The organism is Xenorhabdus sp. PR6a, from assembly GCF_028599065.1.
GTDB lineage: Bacteria > Pseudomonadota > Gammaproteobacteria > Enterobacterales > Enterobacteriaceae > Xenorhabdus > Xenorhabdus doucetiae.
In genome coordinates this window covers 44,650-63,085 of the sequence record NZ_JAQRFJ010000002.1, presented here as the reverse complement: position 1 = coordinate 63,085, position 18,436 = coordinate 44,650, and the positions used below count along the sequence as shown (strand labels likewise).

Sequence of the window (18,436 nt, the reverse complement as noted above, 5' to 3'; positions counted from 1 at the left end):
GATTATTTTTCCCTCAACGCTTCAGATTGATATTCCTGAATTGGGCTGAGCAGATAATCAATCACCCTTCGCTGATCGGTTTTGATTTCCGCCACAATGGACATCCCCGCCGTGATTTCAACCGGTTTGCCATCCACCATGATATTGTTCTGTTTGAGGCTGATTTGTGCGGGGAACACCAGACCCAGCCGTTCATCATGGGTGGAATCTCTGGAGACGCTGAGCAATTCCCCTTCAAGAGTGCCATAACGGGTATAAGGGAAAGCATCGACTTTAACTGTGACGAGCTGACCGGGATAGACAAAACCGACATCTTTGTTGAGGATTTGGATTTCAGCGAGTTGGACATGCTCATCAGGCACAATCACCATTAAATTCTGTGCCGGTTGCAAAACGGCGCCAAGGGTGTGGACACTCAACTGCTGAACCGTGCCGCTCACCGGTGAGCGTACCACCTCAAGCGCTTCCCGCTCTTGCATTTTGGAGATTTCTTGTTTTATGACAGCCAATTGCATTTCTGCTTGTTTTCTTTTCTCAAACCATTCCCGCTCTTTTTGTATTTTGACGCCCTTGAAACGTTCTTCCAGACTTTTGTATTGCGTCACCAAAATACCCAGTTCTGATTTTTGTTGAGCGATCAGCCTTTCCGTTTCCAGAAATTCTTTTTCTTGTTCCAGATATTCTACCTTGCTGATAACCTGCTTTTGGCTCAAGGTCTTTCGCGCCAGCAAACGCTGGTTGATATTGTCACGCAGATGGGTCAATGAGCGTATATCGCTATTGCGTGATGTTTGTGAAGCCAGATTCACCGCCATTTCCGCATGGATATTGTGAATGATTGAGTCAAATTCCTGCTTTTCGTGATAGTAATGCGTCAGAATTTTTTCTTGCCGGTTTGCGGGTTGCTGCTGGAAAAGTGGCAGGGACTTGGGATCATGCTTCTCAAGCAGAGCGTGATAACGGATTTCCTCTTCTATCGTATAGTCGCGTTGTTCGAACAAACGCGCAATATCCTGATTGACGCCGAGCGTATTAAGCGTAAGCAAGGGGGTATCTTTCTCGACGTGCTGACCGTTGGTGACATGAATCGCCATCAGGCGGCTCTGTTCGTAAGCCTGAATGATTTGGGAACGGCCAGAAGCTATCAAGCGTCCGGTGGCGGTTGCCTGTACATCCAGTTTCCCCAGACACGCCCATAGCAGGGCAACCAGAACGCTGATACTCAGCGTGATTGCCGTATAACGGGCGAACGGGGACGGTGGCTGTTGCGACAAGGCCAGATGTGTCGGTAAAAAATCATAATGGGGGCGAGTCATTCGTAACCGCGTGATCCCTCTGCGCAAGATAGCCTTAAACATGGGCAGGCTCCTCCTGTTTGAGTTCTTGTTGTAACTGCCAAAGTTTTCGGTAGTGTTGGCCTTGTTGCAGAAGCTGTTCATGGCGACCTTGTTCGATGATTTGGCCTTGGTTTAATACAATGATCCGGTCACATTTGCGCACCGTGGAAAGCCGGTGGGCAATGGTGATAACCGTTCGGCCTTGGGCAATAGCCGCCATATTGGCTTGAATGATGGCTTGTGATTCATCATCCAGTGCGCTGGTGGCTTCATCCAAGATCAAGATCTTAGGATCTGACAGCAGGGTTCTGGCAATGGCCAGACGCTGTCGTTGACCGCCTGAGAGCGATTGCCCCCCTTCCGCGATCACCGTGTCATACCCCAGCGGCAACCTGAGAATAAAATCGTGTGCCCCTGCCAGTTTTGCCGCCACTATGACTGCGGATAATGGGGCATCAGGGCATGATTGAGACAAATTCTCATACACGGTTTTATGAAACAGAAAGTTTTCTTGCAAAACGATACCGATCTGCTGCCTGATGGATGCAATATTGAGATTTTGCAAAGGAATGCCATCGAGCGTAATAGCCCCACTTTCTGGGGTGTAAAGCCGTAACAGCAAACGTGCAAGGGTGCTTTTTCCAGACCCCGAGGTGCCGACAACGCCCACGGTTTCTCCCGCCCGAATATCCAGCGTGAAATGATTGATGGTAGGTGGAAGATCAGGCTGATAACGAAAGACGATATCAGCAAATGAGATTGCCCCTTGCAACGCCACTTGTTGGTTACCTGATTGTTGTTCTGTCGGCAGATTCAACATATCGCCCAGCTTATCAATGGCAATGCGTGAGCGGATAAATTGCCCCCAGAGTTGCACCAACTTAGACAGGGGTTGCTGAGTGTGACTGACCATCATATTGAAAGCAATTAACTGACCAATGGTCATATGCAGGGAAAGCACTTGTGAAGCCCCTAACCAAATAATGACCGCACTGGTGACTTTTTGTAACACCGTCACCAGATGACCGGAACGGTTATCCCATTGCTGCACATCATAACTGGTGCTGACCATCTGTTCAGTCTGGCTATCCCAACGGCGGATAAAGCGGGGTTCAGCCGCAAGGCTTTTCAGTGTCTCGGCACCGGCCACGGTTTCGGTCAGGAAAGAGGTATTCATGGCTGCATGTGTGAACTGTTTTTCCACTGCTTTTTCAATTTTCGGCGTCACCCACCAGGCAAGCAGGGCATAGCAGGGCAAGGTCAGCAGGAAGATCAGCGTCAGCAGACCGGACAGTAAGCTCATGACATAAATAAAGACAAACATGAACAGCACGTCGATACACAGGGTAAACATGGAACCGGTTAAAAACTCCCGAATTGTTTCCAGTTCCCGTACCCGTGTCACAATCGCTCCCACTTGACGGGATTTAAAAAAGAGCAATGGCAGGCCAAACAGGTGATTAACCAGCTTTAACCCCAGTTTGATGTCAATCCGGTTGGCGGTGTGAGCATACTGATATTCACGTAAGCCTCGCAGAATGATTTCAATCAATCCGGCAGCCACCAGCCCGAAAATCAGGACATCCAATGTGGAAAACGCCTGATGCACGAGAACCTTATCCATGACAACCTGTACGACCAGCGGAGAGATAAGCGCCAGAATTTGCAGAACGAAGGAGAACAGGAGTATCTCCGTCAGGTTCTTCTTTTGCCTGACAAATTCAGGGATAAACCAGCGAATATTAAATTGGTTGCTTTTTTGTTTTATTTCTATCCATTTACCGCTCCACAGATTGATAAATTCCTCTTTATCTAATACTTCTGGCGTTCCTTGGTTGGGTTTTTGGATTAATACCCGTTGCTCATCATGTTTAGCCAGAATGAAAGGTTGTCCATCGTTGCCGAACAAAATGGCAGGCAGGGATATGTCACCTAACTTCTTATTTATAGAGTATTTATTTTTAATTTTAATATTGCATTCTTTTTGTAGCCTGTTTAGAGTGGAAATATAATCATCATCATTATTTAAGTTTTTATTTGAGGTGGTCGTATGGTTCTTATTAGATATCATTATTATTAAATTAATTAATGATATTATTGTTTTTTCTATTTCATTCATTAAATCAAATCTTTTTAAATAAAAAATCACGCTCTTGATTAAAGAGAGAACCTGGGGAAATAGTGAGTCATTTATTTTTTTAAATAATTTTAACAAATTTATTAAAAGATATTATCTGTGATCAAAGCGCCGATGCGTGTGGGTAATTGGGACAAAATATAGAGACTAAATGGACATTTTACTATTTATATGTTGATTTTAGCCCGTAAATGGATATATTTTTATCTAAATTAGTCGATAAATGTAGTAGGGAAATCATCTCATTGTTTGCTCCATACTTAATCGGTTTGCACTCTGCTTGCCATCTTGTATTTGGGATAATTTTTGAAGGTGAATAGGATCTGAAAAAGAATAATTACTGAAAGATAAAGGAAAATGCAATTACTTTAGCTTCATCAGATAACCGTAGTAATCAGGTTTAATCATAAATGAAACTATAGGATATATGGGGTCATTTATAATTTAATCATTTTAATTTAATGCAATCTTAACATTAAATTAATATTTATTTAATGGATAATGCTATGTCTGAAAAATTTGTTCAAACCGTCTCAAGTGTTAATTATAACAAAGGCGTATTTTCTCTGTATTTTGTCGGGCAAGAGCCTAATCGTATGGCGAGTGGTATGCTGGCAGAGAATGATCAGGAATTACAGTTAAAACAAGTTATTCATATGCCAGCTTCTGGTTTTATGTATATGGTTTCCATGGTCAAAAGTATGCTTGAAGATCCCAGAATGGAAGCCGAAATCAGCAAACTGATTGACGCGGGTTTTTTACCTGTGCCTGAAACGCATCCGGCAACGCACAATGAAGGCGAAAAACCGGTTGCAGCACAAGCGGCTGTGGCAGAAACCGCTGAACCGAAAAAACGTTCACCGCGCAACGCTGAAACAGCAAAATAATATCCGCAAAACGTTATCAGGTAGTTGCTAACCTATGATGATCACACATCAACCGGCAACACTGAGTGCGAATGAGATACAGGCAATGATGGGCGGAGTGATGCTGCTTTGTCAGCACTCCCCCTTGCACCGACGTTATTTAGTTGCTGAATGGCAACAACGTATCTTGCCATCATTCCAGCTTAATCAGTTTTGCTACTACGAAGATGAACATCAACGCCCAGTTGCTTTTTGTAATTGGGCTTTTTTGTCTGACAGCAGTCGGGATGCAATCCTGGCCGGCGAACGGGAAATTTCGCGAGAAGATTGGCGTTCCGGTCAGCATATCTTTTTTCCAGAGATGATTGCGCCTTTCGGTCATGCGCGTGCCATTGCCTGCGATCTTCGCCGGCGGGTCTTTGCGGCATGGAAAGGGCAAAAAGCCTGCACCGTCAGGGGAACTCTGGATGTTCAAAATGACCACTGTATCCGTCGGGTGCAGTGGTTTATTGTTTAATTTTTCTGCCCAATATCAGGATTATTTATGGGAAAATCAGTCGGCCGCAGCATAGCGTATGCCTTTACCGGTGTATATGAAGATGATGACGGTGGAAATAATATTAATGCCATCGGTCTTGGCGGAGTCATTAATGCTTATGGCGGGAATGACCATATTGTTATTGGCTCCCTGGCGGCAAGAGTCAATACGGCATGGGGACACGATACGATTGTCGGGGGCGCCGGATATCTGGATATCCACGATACCAGTGGTTCCCTGACCGTCAAAGGAGGGTCGGGTTATACTTCAATTAATAAAACACAAAGTGGCACGATAAATTATAGCGGCGCGGCGGGGGGATTGAGCATCAATCACACCGGAGATCGTGGCGGTATTAATTATGCGGGAGCGTCTGGATACAATAGCATCACTCGTAAAGGGTTGCAGGGCGATATGAGCTTCAAAGGAGCTGGCGCCTACAACGAAATCTGGCATGAAACTCATCAGGGCAATCTCTCTTTTGCCGGCGCAGGGGCTGGCAATAAGATCGACCGTACCTGGTTTAACAAATATCAGGGCTCTCAGGGAGATGTGACCTTTGACGGAGTTGGTGCAGCAAACGTCATCAGTTCCAGAGTCGAGACGGGAAATATTCATTTTACCGGCGCTGGCGCCTATAACCATATTGTTCGTAAGGGTAAGGCTGGAGACATTACCCTCGGGGGCGCGGGGGCTTATAACCGTGTTGAACGTACCCGTCAGGCAGATGACAGCTACTCCGAAACCAAAGGGGATATCCGGTTTGATGGTGTTGGCGGATACAATAGCCTCTATTCCGATGTCGCACACGGTAATCTCTATTTCTCGGGGGCAGGCGGTTACAACGAGATAACCCGCAAGGGCGCAGGCAATGATTTTGGCAGTGAAGGGCTAGAATATGCCAAAGCTGAAGAGGTGGTGCTGACCAATGCCACCATGAGTGGTGAATGGATTGGTGCCTCTCATCAGGTAACGGGATTTAAATCGGCGCGGGAGCCGAATACTTACCTGTTTGCCTTTGAGGATGGAACTTATACGAAAATCAACAAAGTTAAACTCTCCAATGATCCTGAAACCGGCAAGTTAAGATACTTCTCGACGGCTTGGTTTAAAGAAGGGAAGCATCTCAAGGGGCTGGATAAACAGGATATCTCTTCTGAGGGGGGCTTTCAGTCTGTTGACACGGATGGCGCCTATACGTTGTCAAACCTGACAGTTGAACAACGGAAAGCCGTATCCATTGATGCCGTTGAGCAAAAACTGACGGAAAACCAGTGGGTGAACTATGGCGGTGGTGTCCTGATTAATGCCGCCGATATCACGCTGTCTGATGCCAGGATGGGCGGTTATGCCATTGACGGAGATGGAACGAAGATCGATGTGACAGCGGTGAAATCCAACCGCATGCCAAACACCTATGTTTATGCCAAGGCATTTGGCAGATACAAGAAGGTGGTGGTGGTTGAACTGAAAAACGATCCCAAAACTGGCGTGTTGCAATATTTCGCACGTCCTTGCTACAAGTTCAGTGAGACACCGCTGGATTTCGCCAACGAAATTTTCTCTGCTGACAACGGTTATAACCCGATGGGAACCGGCAGCTATTCGTTGAGTGACCTGCATTACCGTGTGAATACCGAACGCACAATTTCCGCCCGTGTGGCGGATATGCATGAATACAGCGATCTTGAGCTATTCAAATCGGCCACTGACAGCGGTGAAAGTTCGGGAGATATTCATTACACCGGCGCAGGTGGCGCCAATGTCATTAAATCCAACGTCACACGCGGTAATGTCTACTTTAATGGCGCGGGTATTGCCAACGTCATTCTTCATCAGGCGCAGCAAGGTGATATGAACGTCAACGCAGGTGGTGCAGCCAACGTACTGGTGCGCGTGGGCGATGGCCGCTACCTTGCTCATCTGCTGGCGGTGGGCAATATCTCCATCCACAAAGGCAATGGCAACAGTCGTATCGCAATGGGCGGTGGTTTCAATACCCATACCCAAATTGGTGATGGTGACGCCTTCTGGTTTGGTGTTGGTGGGGCTAATATTCTGACCCAAAAGGGGAATGGCAACGTTTCCTCAATGCTTGTGGGTGGCACAAACGTCCTGACCAAAATGGGTGAAGGCGATCTCGAATCCGCGATGTTGGGCGGCGCCAATGTGATTACCCATATCAGCAATGATCATGCGACTTCCGATACGAAAGCCATTGCACTGGGCGGTGCCAATGTGCTGACGAAAAAAGGCAAGGGTGATGTGCTGTCTGTCATGGCTGGGGGCGCGAATGTTCTGACGCATGATGGTGATGGCAAAACCACCGGCATTATGCTGGGAGGCGCCAATATCCTGACCAAAGTCGGTGACGGTGATACCACAGGCATCCTGTTTGGCCTGGGAAATATTCTGACCCATGTCGGTAACGGCCAAACGCTGGGTGTCATGGCGGGCGCTGGGAACATCTTTACCAAAGTGAAGGATGGCACAGCGATTGCGGCCATGATCGGCGCAGGCAATATTTTCACTCATGTGGGTAATGGCAATGACTGGGCGTTGATGGGAGGCGCAGGCAATATCTTCACCAAAGTCGGTGACGGTGATGCGCTGGCGCTGATGTTGGCGTTTGGTAACGTGTTCACGCAGGTTGGCGACGGCATGAGTGTTGCCCTGATGATCGCCAAAGGCAATATTGCCACTAAAGTGGGTGACGGTGATGCACTTTCCGCCATGATTGGTAAAGGCAATATCTTTACCCAAATTGGTCATGGCTCCGCCTTTGCTGCCATGATTGGTGGGGCGAACGTCCTGACCAAAGTGGGCACCGGTTTGACAGCGGCACTGATGGTGGGTAAAGCCAATATTTATACTCACGTTATCCGTGACAATAAAGCCAGTACCAGCATCGGCCTGTTTGCGGGTACGGCCAATATCATGACCAAAGTGGGGAATGGCACAACACTGGCTGCCATGTTTGGCAAAGCCAATGTCATGACACATGTCGGTAACGGTTTGACCGGTGTACTGGCATTAGGCAAAGCTAATATTGTGACGAAAGTCGGTGATGATTTGATGGGCGTCGTGGCGGCTTCCGAGGCCAACGTTGTCACCCATGTCGGTGATGGCACAACGGCTGCCTTGTTAGCCGGCCGGGGTAATATTCTGACCAAAGTGGGTGATGGAACCGCTGTCGGCCTATTGATCTCCAACATCGGCAATCTCATGACCCATGTGGGTGACGGTACGACGGTCGGGTTTGCTAAAGGTGAGGCGAACATCATTACCAAAGTCGGTGATGGATCAGGCATTAATGCCGCCTGGGGCAAGGCTAACATCATGACGCATGTAGGTAATGGTGATCGTTATAACTTTGCCAAAGGTGATGTGAATATCATGACCAAAGTGGGTGATGGTCAGGAAGTGACGGTCATTCAGGGGCAAGCCAACATCGTGACGCATGTGGGCGATGGCGATGACTACACCGGTGCCTGGGGCAAGGCTAACGTCATGACCAAAGTGGGCGATGGCCGTAATGTCGTGCTTGCCAAGGGTGATGCCAATATCGTGACCCAAATCGGCGATGGTGACAGCTTTAATGCGCTGTGGAGTCAGGGCAATGTGGTCACCAAAGTGGGTGACGGCATACAAGTCACCGCCGCCAAAGGCAAGGGCAACATCACGACAACCGTCGGCGACGGCCTGAGCGTGACAGCGGCGCATGGCGACCTGAATATCAACACCAAAGTGGGCGATGGCGTTTCGGTCAATGTGGCTTGGGGTAAATTCAACGTCAATACCAAAGTCGGTGACGGCCTGAATGTTTCTGTCATGAAAGGTGAAGGCAACGCCAATATCCATGTGGGTGATGGTTTAAACATCCACGCCTCTTATGCCCGCAACAACGTGGCCATTCAGGTCGGGAACGGTGATTTCTATAGCCTTGCCGTGGCAAAAAGCAATACTCAGAGCGATAAGCTGGGGACGTTGTTCAGCAATATCAAGCAAACCTTGCTGGGCGTGGCTGGCAGTCAGGGGATCAATTATCTGGTGAATGGCGATGAAGCCAATACATCAGGAACCCATAAGGGACGCGGTGCCATCGACTTGCCGGAAGTCTCTTCCCTCAATGGCTTTAAACTGACCGAAATCGGTGAAGTGACCTCTGATTTGCAAAGCAGCCTGAAAGGTGCTGTGACGGGCGTTGATGCGCCAGATATTGACAGTATCCAAAATAAACTTGGCGATGAGGAGCGGTTAAACCCTAATCAGGCGCGTAATCTGGTCATCAATGGTGATTTTGAACAGGGAAGCCAGGGATGGCAGTCTACAAACGGTATTGAAGCCGAGTTCTCTGCTCAGGCTTATGGCCTTAGTGATAGCGGTCACGGTAAGTATGTCAGTGAACTTGATGTTCAGGGCAATACCCGTATTTATCAGGAGATCCGTGATCTCACTGCGGGCGAATCCATCAATCTTAGCTTTGACTTTGCCAGACGTCCCAATAGCTCCGCTGATAATGGTATGGAAGTGTTGTGGAACAATCAGGTCGTGTTCTCAGTTTCTGCGGGTAAAGCCGAATGGAAAAACCAGACATTGACGCTGACGGCACAGGCGGGCAGCAACCGGCTGGAATTTAAAGGCACAGGTAAGAGTGACGGCCTTGGTTATATTCTGGATAACGTGGTTGCAAAATCTGAGTTAGCGAACAGTGGCATTGTTGAACATGTGCAGCAAGATCAAGCCGCGCAGAACGCCTTGCAGGATAAAGCGCAGGCAGAAGCCGATCGCCAACGCCTGGCACAGGAACGTGATAAACAACTGGATGCCATTTCGGGCACTCAGGCACAACTGGAATCCACCGATCTGGCGGCGTTGAACGCGAATGGACAGAGCCAGCGCGATGCTATCCAAGGTGAAGCTCAGGCAGTGACCGATGAACTGCTGGCAAAAGCCAACAGCCTGAAAGCACTGGACAGCCATGCCACCTATCATGGGAAGTCCGGTCAACAGTGGCGTGATCAGTTTGCCCGTGAATTGTCAGGAAGTATTCAGACCGGATTGGACAAAGCAAACGAAACCGCACGGAACCAGTTAGATAACGCACAAAAAGCGGCCGCAGGACGTTTGGGTGATATCAAAGATGCGGTTGCCAAATCAGAAGCCGGCACACTCACCGCTGAACAAAACCGTCAACATGCCGAGCAGGATATTGACGATGCGCGTCTTCAGGCCGAAAACCGGAGAAAAGAAGCCCTCAGCGATGAACAACGGGCTAATCAGGCGGGACGTGATGGCGAATCCGCCGCGCAGAAGGCAGAACAGCGTGGCCGGCATGAAATCTCAGCGGCAGACAGCAAAACCGCGCAAGTACAACATGACGCCAAGGGTGCCAGACTTGATGGCAGCGATAAGCCGCAGCGCACAGGCGCAACGGGCAGCGGTCTGTCCGGTGACGCTTATCAATCCCACTACTCTGAAGACATTGAAAAAGCAGAACATTCCAGGAGTAGCATCAATCCTGAATCGACCGTTCAGGCTGATGGCGGGTTCAGCGAAGAATTACAATATTTGGTTGATGATCTGAACGAACTTGGCAATGCCAAAGGCGCCTTAAATCGTTTGCAGATCAATGCGGGAATACGGGGTAAAAAATCCACACTGACATCTGGGCATAGCGAAATGTCGGTGACGCAACCGGCTAATCCGTCTGCGGATATCGTGACGGAATGGGTCAGAAACACGCCGGAAATCTCAGGACTCGATCTCAGTGGACTGCAAGCACTGGGCGAAGAACATATTCAGCAAGACGCAGTGAAGCGTCTGGAAAGCGAATTCACTGCCGCAATCAGAACGCAGAAGGTGGCGGATGCTTACCGTTGGCTGAATAGTGACAACGATCTGGCGACCGAAAAATATATGCCTGTGCAGGGATTTGAGCACGTGGATGCAGACATTCCGGATGACGTCAGACAGGGAAGGGTGAATTCCTCAGATACCCTGGTTGATCTGGATATCAAAACGAGTGCTATCGATAACCTGTTGAATCAAGCACTGCCATTCTATGGATTGCGTACAGAACGCAATTTGCTGGTGCGTGAATCTGACGACGATGACGGGTTTGAAGTCCATCCGTGGCCGGGTGATCAGCGTGATGAATTCAAGACCATCATGGTAGAAGATCCGGAAGATCCAACTCAGATCAAAGCGGTTGAACGTTTTATTCTGGCTAATTATAACCATTATGATCAACTGCCTGACGAATTATATCTGGCGGAAGGTCGCATGATTTCCCACGAGCAGGGACGTACCCGCATTCTTGCCGAGAAAGTGGAGGGTCGTTGGAACTATCTACCGAAAATTGACCTGATGTCTGCGAATGAGTTGCAGGAAGCGGCTTATGTGAAGGGCAAAATTCTGGGTGACAGTTATCAGAATGTACTGGATGCATTCAAAGACTATGAAAATACCCTGCAAAACTACCAGGATTATGAGCTGGAGGCCGTGGAAAAACTGACCTACTTGCGTGAGCAGGTTGGAGGCTATCTGTTGGGACATCCAGATTCAGCGCGTACACCGGCACTGAACAACTTGCTGTCGCAGCTTAATGTGCGCATGGAAGAATCGCTGATTCTGGCAGAACCCACGCTGGAAAGTACAGGCAAAGGCAGTTTCAGCGATCTCTACAACAAACTGGGCAATGCTAATCTCAAAGATTCCAAACATCTTTATCTTGATGAGCAGGGGGACTTTGTGACCCGTGGCAAATCCAATATTCAGATTGCCATGAAAGCGCAAAGTGCACAAAACGCGGTTGAGCAGATCAAAGCGACGGTGAGCAGAGAATATGGTCAGCCAATTGCCGATGCCGTTTTTGCCAACGTGCAAGCCCATGAACTGGCAAAAGATGGCAAAGGTATTGATGTCTCTGGCTTGAGAAAGGTACATCAGGCCATTGAACAACAATTGTCTCCGGTCAGCGCCACGCTGTTTGTCTGGAAACCAAGTGATCATAGCCGCCTGGGACATGCTGCCCTGCAAATTGGGCAAGGCCGTACCCAGATTAATGCGGAAGATGCGGGTAAATTCAACAAGAAAAACTACGTCAGTTGGTGGCCGGCAGGGAGCAAATCGTCCGATATTAGCCACATTTTCAATGTCTCTTCTGAGCAATATCCCGATTTAAAGATACGCTGGCGCGATCTCAGTCAGCCTGCCAGCCAAAATACCTCACTGAAGTTGGATGTAGCTTCTGAGGAAAATGATAAATTTGGCATGCAGTATGGCGACTACAAGCTGGCGAAATTTATTGAAAAACTTCAAATTGCTAAAGGGGTTGATGCAAAATTTGCGGATTTCAGTGAAAACCTTGCCATAACAATGCTTGAGAATCCTAAGTTTCTGCAATCTGCGGGTATACCGGATCACATTTCCCGACCGTTTGTGCAACGGATGGCAGACGGCGGTGTTGACGTATTTGAACTGGGCAAAGAGCTTGCTGAAACACTGAGTACCGCGGCTAAACAACAATACTCTCCTGACGTGATAGAAAAACGCATTACTCATGTTATTCGCCAGTTCGCAGAACGTGAACTGAGTGACACTCAGGATTTCAAATCCAGTGAAGCCGATCAGGGACGGGTCTTCCGTATCAATCTGGCGGGATTGGATGCGGCAGCAATGCAGGCGGAATGGCATAAAATCATCCAATCCCCTGATGCCCGCTATCAACTGCTGACAGATAACTGCTCAAGTATTGTTGCCAGAGTCCTTAAGGCAGGTGGCGCTGATAAAATCATCGGCCATACATGGCGGCCAAAATGGGGTTTCTGGACACCCACCGAACTATTTAATTATGCGCAGACGTTGCAGGAAGCGCAGATTGAAACTTACCTGCATAAGCCGAATCAGGTTGCCGATGAAGCGCTGGAAGCACTGGGTCAGTCGGATAAAAAAGACAAGGCGCTGGAAAAAGTGGCGATTGACAACGACGGCACACCACCGCGTGACAAAGAGCCACTCAATCCTATCGCCCGCTTCCTTAACGGTGAGCTTTATGGTGCCAGAGAAGATCGCCGTAACGTCGGGTATGGTACTCAGATAATCCTGGATGAGGCAGTCACCAAAGGGACAGCGAACAAGATCACACTACAGGGTGACGCGGGACGTCTGACCGGTTATTACCATCACGGCGATCAGAAAGATCAAGGTGAACTGCATCAGGGTAAAGATAACCCGGCGAAAAAGGTGGTGCTTTTCATTCACGGTTCCGGTTCCTCTGCGGAAGAGCAAGCGAGTTTTATCCAAAGCCACTACCAAAAGCAAGGTATTGATATGCTGGCGGTGAACCTGCGCGGCTATGGTGCCAGCGACGGCCATCCAAGCGAGAAAGGGCTGTATCAGGATGCCCGCACGATGTTCCATTACCTGGTGAATGATCGTGGTATCAAGCCGGAAAATATCATCATTCATGGTTATTCCATGGGTGGGCCAATTGCAGCAGATCTGGCTCGTTATGCCGAACACAACGGACGGGCGGTTTCCGGTTTGTTGCTCGACCGGCCAATGCCAAGCATGACCAAAGCCATTACTGCCCATGAAGTGCCGAATCCGGCAGGGCTGACCGGCGCGTTGGCGAAATCGGTCAATGGTCGTTTCTCTGTGGAGAAAAACCTGCAAGGTATCTCGAAGCAGACGCCAATCATGTTGTTAACCGACAATGAAGGATTGGGCGAAGCAGGGGAAAAACTGCGTGCCAAGCTTGCCGAAGCAGGTTATCAGGTCGCGGGTGAACAGACCTTCTATGGTCATGAAGACAGCAGCCGTTTGATGAGCCAATATGCGGATAAGATTGTCTCAACACTTTCTGTTTCTGACCCTGTTTCTGATCCTCAGCCTGAAAATGGCCGCGTAAAAACAGGGTTGGTGGAAAAAGCCCTTTATACGCTCTTTGATGCGAAGTCAGGTGGGAAAGAGCTGGATCAGTATTCCTTCCACTTCACGCAGGGAGAATCCCTGCTCAATAATCTTGAAAAACTGGTGCCGGAAATTGGCAACGTACTCCTGACGAAGGGCAATCACGTTGAGTCAAAAGAATTTCTGGAAGGCATCTGTTTCGCCTTGTCTGGCCGTTACCTGATGGAAGAACGGATACATGGCGTGGGAGGCGGTAAGGCGTATTTGTCGTGGCTGACGGATGCGGTCAAAGCCTACAATGACAATACGGTGAATAAAAAGAGTGACATCAACTCGGTTGAAACCGCTTTGCTGAATCAGTATCGCCGTCAACATATCGGCCCGGCTATTCAAGATCTGCTCTCAATGCAGTATAGCCAAACGCAAAATATGTCCAATTTGGTTGATCGTGAGAAAGCCAATCAAGCCTATGGTGGCAAACTAAAAGCCAATGGACTGACGGGCAGCAGAATCGACCGTTCGTTGAGTAATGATGTCGCTGGTTATGAGTCTGTGATGGAACAGCTACGTCAGGTAGATAAAACGACGTATATGTCCTTTATGTCTGAAGACCATGCAATGGCAGTGACGGTACATAAAGGAGAAAACCAAACCGTTTGGTCATTCTATGATCCTAATTTTGGTATCAAGTCATTTGATAACTATCAAGATTTTAAAGGTTTTATGGATGCCTTCCATAAGGGAATAATAACCGGCTATAAATCCAAATTTGGTTATGAATACGAAGCCAGCCAAGAGAAAGGTCAAAGTTTCTACGTTAACTACAATACGTTTGAAGATGGCACCATTACCCAGTATGACGGCCTCTGGAAACAGGCACGCGAAGGTGAACCATCGTACGTATTGCGGGCGCTGAAAGAACAGGGTCAAACCTTCAGACTCGGTTCAAATATCACGGGACGTGTGGTTGATTACCGTGATGATGTCGTGACGCTAGAAGTGACCGCGAAGAAAGTTGGGAAAGTTTTGGTTGACGTTGAAAGTCACAATTTCAAACAGGCGGCTAACCTTGTGCAGTCGAATATGGATAAGGTCTTTGCTAACCCAGCCGCCAGCCAATTAACGCTTAAGGCATCGGGGGATATCAATATCACCGATGAGGTGAAAGCACCGCTTAAGGGCGATGTCTCCAGGGATAATGTACCGGAAGGGGTTAACCGGGGCGTCAATAACCATGATGTCGGATCGTGGGAACGTGCCGTGGTCAACCCGCAGCCAGAAGGTGACGGAAATGATAGCCGCTTTAATGGTCAGATCATCATCCAGATGGAAAATGATCCGGTTGCGGCTAAAGCGGCCGCGAGCCTGGCAGGTAAACATCCGAATTCCAGCGTGATTGTTCAGCTTGATGCCGATGGTCAATATCGCGTGGTATATGGCGATCTTGCTGCCTTGTCCGGTCAATTACAGTCCGGCAAATTACGCTGGCAGGTTGTTGGGCATGGACGCGAAGAATCAGCACAAAACGATATGCGTTACCACACACGCATAAGTGGTTACAGTGCAGATGAACTGGCCTTGAGACTGAAACAGTTCAGTACTGATAAGCATATTGGCACACCAGACCATATCAGCCTCGTTGGTTGCTCGTTGATCAGTGACGACAAACGAGAGGGTTTTGCCCGCGGTTTTATTTCGGCACTGGATGAGCAGGGCATTCGTACCACAGTATCGGCGCGCAGCAGCGAAGTGGCGGTAGACAGTATTGGCCGTAAGTACACGAAAGATGCGCGGGAACAGTGGGTTCACAAGCTCATGGATAACAAGATCGTGTTGGGTTGGAATGACGCAGGTGCGGTGGAAAGCCACGCTGAACGAGTGCGCCGCGGTATCTCTGAAAGTGATATCATCCTGTCCCGCGTGGGGCAAACCGATGCCAAAGCACAAGGTGCCATTGCGGAAAATAGCCAAACATTCCATGCACCAAAACAACACGATGCCGTGGATAATCATTCCGCAGCAACATCATCCAATAACCAACTGAGTTATTCCGGCAATATTCAGGTACAGGCGGGTGATGGCGAATTTACGGTTATGAACTGGGGAACCAGCAATGTCGGTATCAAGGTCGGCACAGGCGGCTTTAAATCTCTGGCCTTTGGCGATAATAACGTGATGGTTCACATTGGTGATGGCGATAGTAAGCACAGTGTTGATATCGCTGGTTATCGGGCATTGGAAGGCGCGCAACTGTTCATGGGCAACCGGAACGTCAGCTTTAACTTGGGGCGCAGTAACGATCTGATCGTAATGCTGGAGAAATCCATCCCAACTCCTCCGTTGGTTAACCCGTTTGAGGGAGCTGTCCGTATTTCTGGCGTACTGCAAGAGATTGCCGGATCGTTTAATTCACCCGATTGGCTGGCGAAACAAGATCAACAATGGACCCTGGAAGGAGCGAAGAAATATGTCCGCGATCTGTCCGGTCTTGATTTGACCAGCAGTGTTGATTATCACACCCTGACCGATCTGGATTCGCAAAATGAACGCAGCAGCCGTGGCCTGAAAAGTGATCTCGAAAACACCCTGAACAAGAAATACAACCAATGGTTGAGCGGTAAAGGCAACACGCCGGAAATGGGTAAAATGAGTCGGGCGGACAAGTTCCGTCAGGCGAATGAAAAGCTGGCCTTCAACTTTGCAGTGGGTGGGCAGGGCGCCGATATTCAGGTCACAACCGGTAACTGGAACTTTATGTTCGGTGACAATATTCAATCGATATTGGATACCAATCTGGGTTCACTGTTTGGCCTGATGACCCAGGATTACACCTCGACGGGGTTGGCGAAAAATCCGTTTACCTTTACGCCAACGGATTTGCCACGTCAGATCAAAAACAAGTTGCTGGGGAATCTGGCAAGTGTCGGTGCGGACACCACACTGGCGGATATCTTTGGCGTGGATTATACCCCGCAAGGCGGCATTGTCTCCCGCTCAGGCCAGCCGGTGGACGGCGTTGCCATTCTGCGTGAAATGCTGGAAATCATCGGTGAATTCAGTGGCGACCAACTGCAAGCCTTCACCGATCCGGAAAAATTGCTCAACAGTCTGGAAGCCGGGCTGAATATCGGGGCTGATGGGGTGAAATCTTTTGCTGAAAGCCACGGCCTGAAAGCAAAAGCGCCTGATGAAAGTCAGGAAGGGCAGGTTTCCATTGGTAAAGGGGAGCAATCAGCCCCGCAAACTGATCGCCCATTTGGGTTGCCTTCACTGGATATGCCGAACCTGTTTGCCACCTTGTTCGATAAGGATAAGCAAGCCAAGGTGGGATCACAGGTCACCAACCTGAAAGAGAACCTGACCGCCGACTTACTGAACATACAGGAGAAAACATTTGATTTCCTGCATAACAGTGGCCACCTGCAAGGTGATGGTGATATCAACGTCTCCCTCGGTAACTACAACTTTAACTGGGGCGGTGACGGTAAGGATCTCGGTGCTTATCTGGGAGATAACAACAACTTCTGGGGCGGCCGTGGTGATGACACCTTCTATTCCGTCGGCACCTCGAATATCTTCGCAGGCGGTGAAGGTCATGATACGGGCGTTCTGATGGGGCGTGAAAACATGATGTTTGGCGGTACGGGCAACGATGTTGCGGTATTGGCCGGACGCATTAACTACGCTTATCTGGGTGAGGGTGATGACCAAGCCTTTGTCTTTGGTGAAGGCGGTGTGATCAGTGGCGGTAAGGGACGCGATTATATCGTGGCTTCCGGCAACTTTAATCGCATTCATGCTGGCGAAGATCAGGATTACGTTGTCACCATCGGCAACAATAATCAGGTTAATCTGGGAGAGGGTAACGACTTTGCGGCGGTATTCGGCAACCATAACCAGATCGATGGCAGCACGGGCAACAATTCCATCAAACTGATGGGGTATCACTCGGTCATCAATGGGGGGACAGGGAACGATCATTTGATTGCCGATGTCGTCTCCAAGTTTAGCCAGCTTAATGGTGGTGATGGTGATGATCTGCTGATATTGGGCGGCTATCAGAACCACTTCAAAGGCGGTACAGGCGTGAATAGCTTTGTGGTTAGCGGTGATGTGATTGATAACGTGGTTGAGGATATTAAGCAAGGTGACAAGATTATCTTCAACGATATCAATTGGCAAAACCTGTGGTTCCAGCGCAGCGGTTACGACTTGGTTGTGTTGACCCAGCGTCATATCAAAGATACCTCCGCACAGGGGCAGTTTGAAGCCTTGGGTTCTGTGACCTTCAACAATTACTTCGATGGCAACCGTGCGGATATCATCACCCAAATGGGGGATAAAGACGCACAAGGCGAGCGTGAATATACGGCATTCTCTGCCAATGCCGTGGATTCTTTGGTGCAGGCTATGAGTGGATTTGCGCCTAAGATGGGTGACAGTGGGTTTATTGACTCGCTTGACAATAAAACAAAATCAACCATTGTGACCGCTTGGTCGGATACGACAAACGGGAAAGCGAAGTTGGTTTAATTGACCTAAATTGGTTTAATTAATCTTAAGCCGTCATCAGGATATTCATCTCTAAGCAGGTAATATTCAGTGACGGCTTATTTTTTTAAGATGATCATCGTTTGACAGC

5 protein-coding genes are annotated in these 18,436 nt (G+C 48.7%); 3 read left to right on the top strand and 2 right to left on the bottom strand.

The genetic code is table 11. The annotated features are described in order from the left end of the window. Nucleotides 1–2: 2 nt before the first annotated feature. Entirely contained in the window at nucleotides 3–1,358 is a 1,356-nt protein-coding gene (locus PSI15_RS00895) for an HlyD family type I secretion periplasmic adaptor subunit (RefSeq protein WP_273581902.1), read from the bottom strand. Then, the gene (locus tag PSI15_RS00890; RefSeq protein ID WP_273581901.1) at nucleotides 1,351–3,456 is read right to left on the bottom strand and encodes a peptidase domain-containing ABC transporter; all 2,106 of its coding nucleotides are present in this window, start codon (nucleotides 3,454–3,456) and stop codon (nucleotides 1,351–1,353) included. The genes PSI15_RS00895 and PSI15_RS00890 overlap by 8 nt, the downstream gene beginning before the upstream one ends. Before the next feature lie 524 nt (nucleotides 3,457–3,980). Here PSI15_RS00890 and rtxH point away from each other — a divergent pair. From rtxH to rtxA, 3 genes are read left to right on the top strand one after another with little or no spacing between them, the layout of a single operon-like run. Continuing rightward, a complete protein-coding gene (rtxH, locus tag PSI15_RS00885; protein WP_273581900.1) occupies nucleotides 3,981–4,361 on the top strand; it encodes a protein RtxH in 381 nt (126 codons plus the stop codon). 34 nt (nucleotides 4,362–4,395) lie between these two features. Continuing rightward, nucleotides 4,396–4,857: an RTX toxin-activating lysine-acyltransferase RtxC gene (gene rtxC / locus PSI15_RS00880; RefSeq protein ID WP_273581899.1), complete on the top strand. Its 462-nt coding sequence runs from the start codon at nucleotides 4,396–4,398 to the stop codon at nucleotides 4,855–4,857. 27 nt (nucleotides 4,858–4,884) lie between these two features. Continuing rightward, entirely contained in the window at nucleotides 4,885–18,327 is a 13,443-nt protein-coding gene (rtxA, locus tag PSI15_RS00875; protein WP_273581898.1) for an MARTX multifunctional-autoprocessing repeats-in-toxin holotoxin RtxA, read from the top strand. The last annotated feature ends 109 nt before the right edge of the window (nucleotides 18,328–18,436 follow it).